The following is a 13,667-nucleotide window of genomic DNA, read 5'->3' on the forward strand; positions in this document are numbered from 1 at the left end:
TTTTCGTTTGATAATTATGCAAAAAAAGCGGATGTTTGTATCATAAGCGGAGTGGTTACCGCTTATACCAAAAACAATAATTATTCTCATAATTTAAGTTTTTAGTTGGTTAATAAAAGTAAAAGAGAGCTGTGGTGGCTCTCTTTTTTATTACTTTTTTTTCAATATTTAGTAATACTCCTTGCTTTTATCTGTTTATATTATGTAGTACTTTTGGAACGGATATTGTAAAAGTCTCATTAGTAGTACCTATATGCAATTAAACAACACCCAAAAATTAGTTATGAAAAGATATATTCTTTTATTGGTTGTCTTATCGACATGTATCTTAAACGCTCAGGATAGTCATAAGTCTTTTGATGATGGAGAATGGTTTAAATTTAAAATCAGATATGGAGTTTTTACAGCCAGCTATGCAACTTTAGAAGTAAAGAATGAAATGTTTAAAGGAAAGCCAGTACATCATATTGTTGGAACTGGAAAATCATCTGGACTTTTAAGTGTGTTTTTTAAAGTAGAAGATTACTATGAAACTTACATAGACAGAAATGAAGTAAAACCTTATCGTTTTATTCGTAAAATAAATGAAGGAGGGCATATCAAAGACATAGAAATTGACTTTGATCACGAAAGCAAAAAGGCTTTAGTTTTTAACAAAAAGTATAATACTAAAAATACGTTTACCATTAAAGACAACATACAGGATATGATGTCTTCCTTTTATTACTTAAGAAATAATATTGACGTATCTTCGCTTAAAGTTGGCGATGAACAATTTGTAAATATGTTTTTCGATAATGAAAACTACTTGTTCAAGCTACGCTTTTTAGGAAGAGAAACAGTAAAAATGAATGGTAACAAAATACGCTGTTTAAAATTTCGTCCAATAGTTCAGGCAGAACGAGTGTTTAAAGAAGAAGAAAGTCTAACGGTATGGGTAAGCGATGATGATAATCGTATGCCAATTAGAATAAAAGCAGACATTCTGGTAGGATCTATTAATGCAGATTTGATAGCGTATAAAGGATTGAAACATCCTCTTAAAATTGTTATAGATTAATGGACGAATCCATACAACCAGAAATTGCTGAAAAAATAAAGCAGCTCGAAAAGAAATTTAAAAACTCTGGTCAAGATTTAGGATCTTATCTAGATGGTCTTTTACATGATCGATACCTTACGTATTGGGACTACATCCATTTAGACACCTTACTAAGTTTACAAATACCTCGAACTCACTTTCCTGATGAAGAAATCTTCATCATGTATCATCAGATCACTGAACTGTATTTTAAGTTGATTATACACGAATTAAAACAGATCATTGATGATAAATTACAAACAGCTGAGTTTTTCACTAAGAAATTAAATCGAATCAACAGGTATTTTAGAGTATTGATTGATTCCTTTGATGTTATGATTAAAGGAATGGATAAGGATCAATTCCTAAAGTATCGAATGTCTTTATTACCAGCTAGTGGATTTCAGTCGGTTCAATTTAGAATGATTGAAATCTATGCAACTCCTTTGGCAAATCTTGTGAATGCCAAGGAAAAAGCACAATTTTCTGAAGACGATCCCTTAGAAGATGTTTACGAACATTTATACTGGAAATCTGGAGCAACGGACATAAAAACCGGTGAAAAAACACTGACTCTTAAGCAATTTGAGTACCGTTATACACCTAGAATGATGCGTATCGCACATCAAGTAAAACAGAGTACCATTTACCATAGATATCTGGAACTTCCAGAAAAAGAGCAAAATAATGTGCACCTTATTAATGCATTGCGTACTTTTGACACCAATGTAAATATTAATTGGTTATTAATGCATATGGGAGCCGCCTACAGGTATCTTAATAGAGATCAAGGTGAGGTATTAGCTACAGGAGGAACTAACTGGAAAAAGTTTCTACCCCCAAGTTTTCAAAGAATTATGTTTTTTCCTAATCTTTGGAGTACAGAGGAAAAAGAAAATTGGGGTCAGCAATGGGTTACCCATCAATTTAATACCACAAAATAAAGTCAGAGTTGAAGAATTTAGGTTGTATACTACTTGTTTTGGTAGTATTTATTTCATGCCAAAAAGAAAAGAAAGAACCCGTAGTTGTTGTTCCAGAAACAAGTAAAGAAATAGTAGAACCTCCTATCATCAAAGAATTTGGATATAATCTTAACGACTTTACTGTTGTTAGAGATACTGTTCGCCCAGGAGATAGTTTTGGAGCTATTTTAGATAGCCATGGAATTACTAGAGCTAAAGTTTTTGAAATTTCAAATAAAATAAAAGATACGTTTAACGTTGCAAGAATTACCGCAGGTAAAGCCTATACCGTTCTAAAATCAAAAGATACTACAGAACAAGCTCAAGTATTTGTGTATCAAAATGGGTTAATAGATTATACAGTTGTAGATTTTAGAGATAGCATTGTCGCGAGAAAAAGCGCTAAACCTGTTAAAATTGTAGAAAGAATAGCATCAGGAACTATAGAAAGTAATCTTTCTCAAACTTTTGACGATATGGATTTAAGCTTTCTTGTTGCCTATAAAATGGCTGATATTTATGCCTGGACGATAGATTTTACGAGACTACAAGCAGGAGATCGATTTAAAGTTATTTATACCGAAAAGTTTATTAATGATACCGTTCCAGCTGGAATCGGAGAAATCAAAGCTTCTTATTTTGAGCATCGAAGCAAACCTCTTTATGCATTCCGATTTAAAGATGATACGATCAATAACTCATCAGATTATTTCGATCAGGAAGCCAATAACTTAAGAAGAGCTTTTTTAAGAGCGCCTGTTCAGTTTAGTAGAATCTCTTCTAGATACAACCTTAAGCGCAGAATAAAATATTACGGAAACAAAATAAGACCCCACCGAGGAACAGATTTTGCAGCTCCAATCGGAACACCAATTTTAGCTACTGCAGATGGAACTGTTACCAAATCCGAACGTAGAGGAGGAAATGGTAAATATGTGAAAATAAGACATAATGCTACCTATGAAACACAATACCTTCACATGAGCAAAAGAGCTGTAAAAGTAGGTGAATTTGTGCGACAAGGAGAAGTTATTGGGTTTATAGGTATGACCGGAAATACAAGTGGACCTCACGTGTGCTATCGCTTCTGGAAAAACGGTAGAGAAGTAGATCCATTTAAAGAAGACTTACCTTCATCTAAGCCACTACAAGATAGTTTAAGACCTGCTTTTTTTAAGCACATAGAACCGATGAAAACAAAATTAGATAGTATCATTTTTAAACCAAAACAAGAAATATTGTAACCACATGGCATTACCAACTATTAATCCCACCACCACCAAAGCCTGGGAAGCACTTAAAAACCATTATGAGACGATCAAAGACACTCATCTAAAAGATCTTTTTAAAAAAGCTCCTAATAGAGCAGATGTGCTTTCGATAGAATGGAACGATTTTTATATAGATTATTCCAAAAATCGAATCGATGAAACAACTAAAAAATTATTAATCGATCTCGCAAAAGAAGTACAACTTGACAAGGCGATTCAAAGCTATTTCGGAGGAGAAATTATTAACGAAACCGAAGAAAGAGCTGTTCTGCATACTGCACTTAGAGTTCCTTCTGACCAAATTGTTGAAGTAGCTGGCAAAAATGTTGTAAACGAAGTATCAGAAGTAAAAAATAAAATCAAAGAATTTTGTAATCAGGTAATTAGCGGAGATCTAAAAGGATATACCGATAAACCTTTTACAGATATTGTAAATATAGGTATCGGAGGATCTGATCTTGGACCTGCTATGATTACAGAGTCCTTAGAATACTATAAAAACCATTTAAACCTTCATTTTATTTCTAATGTAGATGGTGATCATGTACATCAAAGACTAAAAGGACTTGATCCAGAAACTACTTTATTTGTTGTAGTATCTAAAAGTTTTGGAACACAAGAAACATTATCAAATGCAATTACAGCGAGAAACTGGTTTATAAACCAGGCTTCTTCATCTGCAGTTGGCAAGCACTTTGTTGCCGTTTCTAGTAATGTGCAAAAAGTTGTAGATTTTGGAATAGAAGAAACTAACATTTTCCCACTTTGGGATTGGGTTGGTGGCCGTTTCTCTTTGTGGAGTGCTGTTGGACTATCTATTAGTTTATCCATAGGATATGAAAATTTTGAATCCCTGTTAGAAGGTGCTCACCAAATGGACGAACACTTCAAGACAACAAATTTCGAAGAAAACATTCCTGTTATTCTAGGGCTATTAAGTGTATGGTACAACAATTTCTTTGAAGCAGAAAGCGAAGCCATAATACCTTATTCTCAATACCTTCATAGATTACCGGCATATCTACAACAAGGAATCATGGAAAGTAATGGTAAAAGTGTGGATCGTGCAGGAAACCCTATTAGCTATCAAACAGGAACTATTATTTGGGGAGAACCGGGAACCAATGCCCAACATGCATTTTTCCAACTTATTCATCAAGGTACCAAATTGATTCCTGCAGAGTTTATTGGATTTAAAAATCCTTTATTCGGAGACAAAAGCCATCAGGATAAGTTAATGGCTAATTTCTTTGCTCAAACAGAGGCTTTAATGAATGGAAAAAATAAAGAAGAAGTTTTAGAAGAGCTACAATCTAAAAATCTTTCCGAAGAAAAATTAAACCAACTTGTTCCATTCAAAGTTTTCTCTGGAAACAAACCTACAACTACTGTTCTAATTGATAAACTTACCCCAAAAAGTTTAGGCGCTTTAGTTTCTATGTACGAACAGCGAATTTTTGTTCAAGGAGTCGTTTGGAATATCTTCAGTTATGATCAATGGGGCGTAGAACTAGGTAAGCAATTGGCTACAAACATTTTAAATGAAATCGATAATTCGCAGATTTCTGACCATGATTCGTCTACGAAAATGTTAATTAAAAAATACTTAAGCTAAGCATTTTCCGGTTAACAACTTTTTGATATTTCCAATCAACTGAAAACCAATGTTATAAAAATTTGAGTTACCTTAAAACCGTTAAAATATTATGTAAAAATTTTAACGTTTAGATAAACTTAGATTGCACAAAGATTCGTTCTTTTGCGCCAACAATTAACTTAATTCATTATAATGAAAAAGATTACATTTTTATTCGTTGTAATTCTTTTAGCAACAGTGGTAGAAACTTTTGCGCAAGGAGTTACAACATCGTCGATTAATGGTAAAGTTACCGACAATAACGGCGGGGCATTACCAGGGGCGACTGTGATAGCAGTTCACGGTCCTACAGGTACGAAGTATGCTACAACAACTGATTTTGATGGATTTTATCGTATTCAAAATATGCGTGTTGGAGGACCATACAGAATCACTATCACCTATGTTGGATTCAACGGATTTGTACGAGATGGATTATTTCTTCAGTTAGGACAATCCGAAAGAGTAAGTAAACAGCTGGATGAAGCAACAAGTGAGTTAGATGAAGTTATAATTACTGCAACAGGGAACAGTATTTTTGATTCTAACAAAACAGGAGCTGGTAGAAAAGTATCACAACGAGAAATCAGTACATTGCCAAATACTTCAAGATCGGTTGCCGAGTTTGTAAGAGTTACTCCACAAGCTCAGTTAACTGAAGGGAATGATGGATTTTCCATATCTATTGCTGGACAAAACAATAGATTTAATGGTATCTATATTGATGGTGCTGTAAATAATGACGTATTTGGATTAGCCGGATCAGGAACCAATGGTGGGCAAACTGGAATAAATCCATTTTCAATTGATGCTATAGAATCTTTTCAAGTAAACGTAGCTCCTTTTGATGTAAGACAATCTGGTTTTGCCGGTGGTGCAATTAATGCAATTACCAGATCAGGATCTAACAATTGGGAAGGATCAGCTTACACCTTTTTTAAGAACCAAGACTTGGTAGGTAAAACTCCTGTAGATCTAGTAGGAGAGGGAGAAGAAAGAGAAAAAACTGGAGACTTTACAGCTTTAACTTATGGAGTTAGAGTAGGAGGTCCAATTGTAAAAGATAAGCTATTCTTCTTCGCAAATTTAGAAAGAGTTGACAATGAAACTCCTGCTCCTTTTAATATATCAAATTATAGGGGTAATTCAAGCGCTCAAGATCTTGCCAATCTTAGACAAACTATTTTAGATCGTTATAATTATGATGTCGGAGGATACGAAAACAACGCATCTACTTTATTAGGAAACACATTTACAGTTAGATTAGACTGGAATATCAACGATAACAACCAGATCTTTATCAAAAATAACTATGTAAAATCTGAAAACCTTGAAGGAAGAGGATCGTCAAACGGAACAATCAACTTTAGCAATGGATCAGAATTTTTTACTAGTGTTGCGAATACAACAACTTTAGAATGGAACTCTTCAGTAGGAAATAAGTTTTCTAATAACTTAATTTTAGGATATTCTATTGTTAGAGATGATAGAGATCCTGATGGAGATCCGTTCCCTACTGTATTTTTAGATGATGGAGACGGTGGGATTAACTTTGGTGCTGAACGTTTTAGTACAGCAAACCTATTAGATCAAGATGTATTTACTTTAGCGGACAACTTTAGTATCTATGCTGGAAGACATACAGTAACAATCGGTACGCAAAATGAATTTGCTAAAACAAAAAATTTATTCTTCAGAAATAACTTTGGACGTTACAGATACTTCGATGTTTTTGATGACCTAAATAATGATGGAGAAGATGAATTTGTGCAAAGTGGTGTTACTAGTTTCTTAAATAATGAAGCTGTAAGTAGATATGATTACAACTACTCATTAATTCCTGGCGGAGGAATTGGAGATGCTTCAACAGGTGCTGCAGAATTCCAACGTTTAGTATTAGGATTCTATGTACAGGATGAAATTCAGTTTACTGATAACTTAAAAGTTACAGCTGGTTTAAGAGTAGATATTCCTTTCTGGGAAGATGGATTAGCCAATGAAGATTTTAACACTAGAACTGTTGCATTATTAGAAGCGAATGGTAAAGATCTTCAAGGTGCTAGAGTTGGTAAAGCTATAGACCCAAGAGCTCATCTTGCTCCAAGAATTGGTTTCAACTGGGATGTAAAAGGTGATAATACCACTCAGATTAGAGGTGGTTTAGGAATATTCACATCTAGAGTACCATTAGTTTGGGCTGGTGGAACCTACAATAATAATGGAGTTACACAAGGTGTAAGTGACGCTAGAGATTTTACAGATGATATATTCTTTAATCCAGATGTAAATACACAACAAAGACATATTGCTGCAGGACCTGGTAATTTTGGTGGACAAATCGACTTGTTTGCGCCAGATACTAAACTGCCACAAATTATGAAGTATAATCTTGCAATTGATCAAAAATTACCTTGGTGGGGATTAATTGTTTCTGCTGATTTATTATATCAAGATAATATCACTCAATTACAGTATGAAAATCTAAACATTAGAAACACTACTGAAACCTTAAATAATGGTCCTGATGACAGACCACGTTATAATCTTTTTGATAGAATTGATAATACATATGGTTCTGGTATTTATCTTGCTTCGAATACAGGAGAAGGGTATTCTTATAATGCTGCAGTAACTCTTACGAAACCTTTCCAAAATGGTTTCCAAGGTAGTCTTTCTTACTCTTATGGAGATTCTAAGAATATTTTTGATGCTACATCTTCACAAAACAGTTCACAATGGAACAACCAGGTAACTGTAAATGGTAAAAATGCTAGAATTCCTTTGGCTCGTTCTAACTTTTCGGCTGGTCATAGAATTATTAGTAATGTTTCTTATGAGTTAAAGTGGAATGAAAATATCAAAACAACAATAGGATTAGTATATGAAGGATCACAAGCTGGACCGTTCTCATATACCTACGGAAACGAAAATGATGAGTTAATTCTTGCGGATGATTTTGATGATGGTGCTTTGATCTATGTTCCGAACAACGCAAATGAAATTCGTTTTGCTGGAACTCCAGAAGAGCAAGCTGCACAATGGGAAGCTTTTAATAACTATATTGCTAATGACGATTACTTAAGCGACAGAAGAGGACAATACGCTGAGCGTAATGGAGATAGAGGTCCTTGGAATCATATATTTGACCTTAGGTTTATTCAAGACTTCTCAATGAAGATTGGTAATAAAACACATGGATTACAGTTTACTGCGGATATCCTTAATTTTGGAAACCTATTAAACAAAGAATGGGGAGTAAGGAAGTTCATATCTAATGAAGTAAATCTTTTAGATGTAGTAGACATAGATGCAAACAATGTTCCTACTTTCAGTTTAAATCAAAACGTCGTTGATGATGTTGAACAAATTGATGATTTTGGTAATCAATCATCAAGATGGCAAATGCAAGTTGGTTTAAGATATATCTTTAACTAATTTTTATAATACCATAATAAAAACCTCGCTTTAATTGAGCGAGGTTTTTTTATACATAATGTTTACCTTTGGATAAACTAAACATATCATTATGTACGAAGCAATACAAATCGTTCACTCCTATTGGGCTTATCTAGTCGTTCTTGTAGTAACATTAGCTACTTTTAATGCCTTAATCGGTTTTTTTACCAAAAGAGAATATGCACCAAAAGACTTTAGAATATCTCTTTTTGCTTTAATTGTAACACACATACAATTACTAATAGGAATTGTTATATTTTTTGTTTCTCCAACCATTATGTGGTTTAAAGATGTTCCGGTAAAAGATATTATGGGAGACCCTCTGGTTCGTTTGTACAATGTAGAACATCCAACTGTAATGATTTTAACAATTGTATTTATTACGGTTGGTTATTCCAAACATAAAAAGAAACTAACCTCTACACCCAAATTTAAAATGTTGGCTATTTTTTACACGATAGCCTGGATATTGATGCTATCGAGAATTCCTTGGGCAAATTGGTTCTAAGAACCAAAAGCGGTTAGTACTAATTTTCTAGAGCCTCCATAATCTCTGTGCTCGCAAAGATAAATTCCTTGCCACATTCCTAAATTTGGCCGTCCCGCCGTTATTGGTAATTGCACAGAAGTTCCCATTAACGATGCTTTAATATGAGCGGGCATATCATCTGCACCCTCATAGGTGTGTAGATAGTAGGGTGCGTTTTCTGGAACCATTTTATTCATATGACTTTCAAAATCCTGTCGCACAGTTGGATCTGCATTTTCATTAATAGTAAGACTAGCAGAAGTATGTTTGATAAAAACCTGTAATTGCCCAATTGCTATTTTACTAATCTCAGGAATTTCCGAAAGCACTTCTTCTGTAATTAAATGAAAACCTCTTGGATAGGGCTTCAGACTTATTTCTTTTTGAAAGAATTTCATATGGTAATGATTAAAAAAGCAATTTAATACAAATTTTACAGTAATAATCGAACTCCTTATTGTAAACTCTTATACCTTTACGTAGTTTAAAAACCTTGTATGGACTTATCCAAAATAAAATTAGTAGCCACAGATATGGATGGTACGCTTCTCAATTCTAGAGGAGAAGTAAGCCAATCCTTCTTTTATTTATTTGATGAATTAAAAGAACTAGATGTTACTTTCGTTGCTGCCAGCGGGAGACAATATTATAGTATTCTGCATAAATTAAACGCAATCAAAGATGACATGATTGTTATTGCAGAAAATGGTGCTTTGACAATGCATAGAGATCAGGAATTACAAACAACCGAAATTGATAGAGACACCTATTTAGAACTATTAGAAATCACCCAAAAACTAGAAGGATCACAGGTAATATTATGTGGTCGTAAAAAAGCTTATATCGAAGATTATGGAAAACCTTTTGAAAATATGCTCAATGAATTTTACGGCAAATATGAGATTGTAAAAGATCTATCCGAAGTTATTGATGATCAATATTTAAAAATTGCCATTTGTAATGAAAAAGGTTCTGAACAATATTTATATCCTGCTCTAAAACATCTAGAAAACAGATTAAAAGTAAAAGTATCTGGTAAAGTATGGCTGGACTTATCTCATAACAACGCTAATAAGGGACACGCACTAAAGAACGTTCAAAAAAGCTTAGACATCTCTACAGATGAAACTATGGTTTTTGGAGATTACAATAACGACTTAGAAATGATGTCTAGAGCCAAATATAGTTTTGCTATGCAAAATGCACATCCAAATGTAAAAGAAGTGGCGAATTACATGACCAAAAGTAACGATGAGAACGGAGTAGAATATATGCTTTCTAAAATGATAGAAGCTAAAAAATAAACTACACTACAAAATATATTTTGATAAGATTATCCTGTATAATCGATCTTAGGATATGCAAGCTAATACAATAGATATAATAAAGAAGTAAACGTATATCGGTTGTCTTGTTAAAAACTTCTGCATAATAATAGGGGTTATATTAATTAAGTTTTAATGAATAGAGGAACTATATTAGTAATCTATATCCATAGCAAAGATATAAAAAGAAAACAAAAAAACGCATTTTAGCTTAAAAAAATGCGTTTTATCGATATTTTTATTATTTAAAAAGAAGTCTTTTTCTTACTTTATATGATTTAATCGTTCAGTTTTAAAACTGCCATAAAAGCTTCTTGCGGTATTTCCACGTTACCAACAGCTCTCATACGCTTCTTACCTTTTTTCTGCTTTTCTAATAATTTACGCTTACGAGAAATATCACCTCCATAACATTTTGCTGTTACATCTTTACGAAGTGCTTTTACGGTTTCTCTAGCAATAATTTTAGCACCTATAGCAGCCTGAATAGGTATATCAAATTGCTGTCTCGGTATTAATTCTTTTAACTTCTCGCACATCTTTTTACCAATATCATATGCATTATCCTGATGTAATAAAGCGGATAAAGCATCAACCGTATTTGCATTTAATAATACATCTACTTTTACTAGTTTAGATGCTCGCATTCCGATAGGCGCATAATCAAAAGAAGCATATCCTTTGGACACCGTTTTTAATCGATCATAAAAATCAAATACAATCTCCGCAAGTGGCATGTCAAAAGTAAGCTCCACTCTCTCTGTGGTTAAATAGGTTTGATTTGTAATTTCACCTCGTTTTTCTATACATAAAGACATCACAGGTCCAACAAAATCCGCTTTGGTGATAATGGATGCTTTAATGTAAGGCTCTTCTACTCTATTCATTTTTGATGGATCAGGAAGATCCGAAGGATTATTTACAATAATAACCTCATCGGGTTCTTTATTGGTAAACGCGTGGTACGATACGTTAGGTACCGTAGTAATTACAGTCATATTAAACTCTCTCTCCAAGCGCTCCTGAATAATCTCCATATGCAACATTCCCAAAAATCCACATCTAAATCCAAAACCTAAAGCTGCAGAACTTTCTGGTGTAAACACCAAAGAAGCATCATTTAACTGTAATTTTTCCATAGACGCACGAAGTTCTTCATAGTCCTCGGTGTCTACTGGATAAATACCTGCAAATACCATTGGTTTTACATCCTCAAAACCTTCAATCGCATTCTGAGTAGGTGTTTTAGCATCCGTAACAGTATCTCCTACCTTTACTTCACGAGCATCTTTAATACCTGTAATCAGATATCCAACATCTCCTGTTTTAATAACTTGTTTTGGAACTTGATTTAATTTCAAAGTTCCTATTTCATCAGCAAAATAGTTTTTATTAGTAGCTACGAACTTAATCTGTTGCCCTTTTTTAATTTCACCATTAACTACTCTAAAGTATGTTTCTACTCCTCTAAATGGATTATATACAGAATCGAAAATCAATGCTTGTAATGGTTCATTTGGATTTCCTTCTGGTGCTGGAACACGCTCGATGATGGCTTCTAGAATTTCTTCGATTCCAATTCCAGTTTTAGCACTGGCAGGTATCACCTCCTCAGGATCACAACCCAATAGATCTACAATATCATCAGTAACTTCTTCAGGATTCGCACTTGGTAAGTCAATTTTATTTAAAACAGGGATAATTTCTAAATCATTATCCAGTGCAAGGTATAAATTGGATATCGTTTGTGCTTGTATACTTTGCGCAGCATCTACAATAAGCAAAGCACCTTCGCAGGCCGCGATAGACCTAGAAACTTCATAAGAAAAATCTACGTGTCCAGGAGTATCAATGAGGTTTAGAATATATTCTTCTCCTTTATACGTATACTCCATCTGAATTGCATGACTCTTAATCGTAATTCCACGCTCGCGTTCCAAATCCATATTGTCCAACAACTGATTCTGAGCTTCTCTAGCGGTAACAGAACCCGTGTAATCCAACAATCGATCAGCAAGTGTACTCTTACCATGATCAATATGCGCAATAATGCAAAAATTTCTTATGTTCTTCATCATTCTTTTTTTTGGCGGGCTAAACCGGGCTATCCGTTATATCTTTTTTGTTTCCCATCGCTTATTTCTCTTCAAAACAAAAAAGGATATCACTTCTATCCCTGCCCGAATACATTCAATGTTTTACAAGTCCAATCTCTGTACAATTCACAGAAAATTAAACTCCACAATGTGGATAAATCATTGAGTCTGCAAATATAATCGATTTTAGAAGGTTTATATCATCAATACTTGATTTTTAAATGATTCTAGCCTCAGATTTAATCTTTGAATGAAGATTCATTAGAATTCGTACTTTTGCAAAGAATTACGTTTAATATTTATCAAACAAAGGTTTTGGCAAAGATAGGAGACATTGATGTAGGAGAATTTCCTTTACTATTAGCACCGATGGAGGACGTGAGTGATCCACCATTTAGGGCATTATGCAAAGAACAAGGAGCAGATGTAGTATATACCGAATTTATATCTAGTGAAGGATTAATTCGAGATGCAGCAAAGAGTGTAATGAAGTTGGATATTTATGAAAAAGAACGTCCGGTTGGCATTCAAATTTTTGGAGCCAACCTAGATTCTATGCTCAAATCTGTTGAAATTGTAGAAGCATCAGGACCAGATATCATAGATATTAACTTTGGATGTCCCGTAAAAAAAGTAGTCAGCAAAGGAGCTGGAGCTGGTATATTAAAAGATATAGATCTAATGGTTTCTCTGACCAAAGCAATGGTCGAACATACCAAACTACCCGTAACGGTAAAAACCAGATTAGGTTGGGATCATAATTCCATAAAAATTGTAGAAGTAGCAGAACGCTTGCAAGACGTAGGCTGTAAGGCCATTTCTATTCACGGCCGCACAAGAGCCCAGATGTATAAAGGAAATGCAGATTGGAAACCTATTGCCGAAGTAAAGAACAATCCTAGAATGCATATTCCTGTTTTTGGGAATGGGGATGTAGATAGTCCTGAAAGAGCCGTAGAAATGCGTGACCAGTATGGATTGGATGGTGCAATGATTGGTCGTGCCAGTATCGGATATCCTTGGTTCTTCAAAGAAGTAAAACATTACTTCAAAACAGGAGAACATTTGCCACCTCCAACTATCGAAGAACGCGTAATTGCAGCACGCAGACACTTGCAAATGTCGATCGATTGGAAGGGAGAAAAACTAGGAGTTTTTGAAACAAGAAGACATTACACCAATTACTTTAAAGGCATCCCTCATTTTAAAGAATATCGTACCAAAATGGTAACTAGCGATGATTCCAAAGATGTATTTGCTGCTTTTGATGAAGTACAGGAAAAATTTGCAGGATTCGAGTTTGCGTAA

At 34.1% G+C, this 13,667-nt stretch carries 10 protein-coding genes; 8 read left to right on the forward strand and 2 right to left on the reverse strand.

From position 1 onward, the window contains the following. The first annotated feature begins 283 nt into the window (after positions 1-283). The 6 genes from ABD077_RS02505 to ABD077_RS02530 all read left to right on the forward strand — a co-directional run bounded on the left by ABD077_RS02505 (position 284) and on the right by ABD077_RS02530 (position 8,917). Positions 284-1,060 (forward strand): DUF3108 domain-containing protein, encoded by a 777-nt coding sequence (locus tag ABD077_RS02505; protein ID WP_299604807.1) that lies wholly within the window; start codon positions 284-286, stop codon positions 1,058-1,060. Then, a complete protein-coding gene (locus ABD077_RS02510) occupies positions 1,060-2,025 on the forward strand; it encodes a tryptophan 2,3-dioxygenase family protein (protein WP_343910176.1) in 966 nt (321 codons plus the stop codon). The genes ABD077_RS02505 and ABD077_RS02510 overlap by 1 nt, the downstream gene beginning before the upstream one ends. Before the next feature lie 8 nt (positions 2,026-2,033). Next, complete coding sequence (locus ABD077_RS02515) at positions 2,034-3,290, forward strand: peptidoglycan DD-metalloendopeptidase family protein (protein ID WP_343910178.1); 1,257 nt, start codon at positions 2,034-2,036, stop codon at positions 3,288-3,290. Between the two features lie 4 nt (positions 3,291-3,294). Continuing rightward, positions 3,295-4,932, forward strand: coding sequence for a glucose-6-phosphate isomerase (pgi, locus tag ABD077_RS02520; RefSeq protein WP_343910181.1), 1,638 nt, complete (start codon positions 3,295-3,297; stop codon positions 4,930-4,932). A 174-nt stretch (positions 4,933-5,106) separates the two neighbouring features. Beyond that, a complete protein-coding gene (locus tag ABD077_RS02525) occupies positions 5,107-8,388 on the forward strand; it encodes a TonB-dependent receptor (protein ID WP_343910183.1) in 3,282 nt (1,093 codons plus the stop codon). A gap of 91 nt (positions 8,389-8,479) precedes the next feature. Next, on the forward strand, positions 8,480-8,917 hold the full coding sequence (locus ABD077_RS02530; protein ID WP_343910185.1) for a hypothetical protein: 438 nt from the start codon (positions 8,480-8,482) through the stop codon (positions 8,915-8,917). Here the strand turns inward: ABD077_RS02530 and ABD077_RS02535 are convergent. Further along, positions 8,914-9,336 carry a secondary thiamine-phosphate synthase enzyme YjbQ gene (locus ABD077_RS02535; protein WP_343910188.1) on the reverse strand — a complete coding sequence of 141 codons (423 nt, stop codon included), beginning with the start codon at positions 9,334-9,336 and terminating at the stop codon, positions 8,914-8,916. The genes ABD077_RS02530 and ABD077_RS02535 overlap by 4 nt on opposite strands. A 99-nt stretch (positions 9,337-9,435) precedes the next feature. Between ABD077_RS02535 and ABD077_RS02540 the strand changes: the two genes are divergently transcribed. Next, the gene (locus tag ABD077_RS02540; RefSeq protein WP_343910190.1) at positions 9,436-10,242 is read left to right on the forward strand and encodes an HAD family hydrolase; all 807 of its coding nucleotides are present in this window, start codon (positions 9,436-9,438) and stop codon (positions 10,240-10,242) included. 299 nt (positions 10,243-10,541) lie between these two features. On the opposite strand, the gene lepA is transcribed toward ABD077_RS02540, so the two are convergent. Then, positions 10,542-12,338, reverse strand: a complete 1,797-nt coding sequence (gene lepA, locus ABD077_RS02545; protein ID WP_343910192.1) for a translation elongation factor 4 — start codon at positions 12,336-12,338, stop codon at positions 10,542-10,544. A gap of 336 nt (positions 12,339-12,674) precedes the next feature. Between lepA and dusB the strand changes: the two genes are divergently transcribed. Beyond that, positions 12,675-13,667, forward strand: coding sequence for a tRNA dihydrouridine synthase DusB (dusB, locus tag ABD077_RS02550; RefSeq protein WP_219008246.1), 993 nt, complete (start codon positions 12,675-12,677; stop codon positions 13,665-13,667).

Origin of the sequence: Aquimarina litoralis, from assembly GCF_039523995.1 — a bacterium.
GTDB classification, from domain to species: domain Bacteria; phylum Bacteroidota; class Bacteroidia; order Flavobacteriales; family Flavobacteriaceae; genus Aquimarina; species Aquimarina litoralis.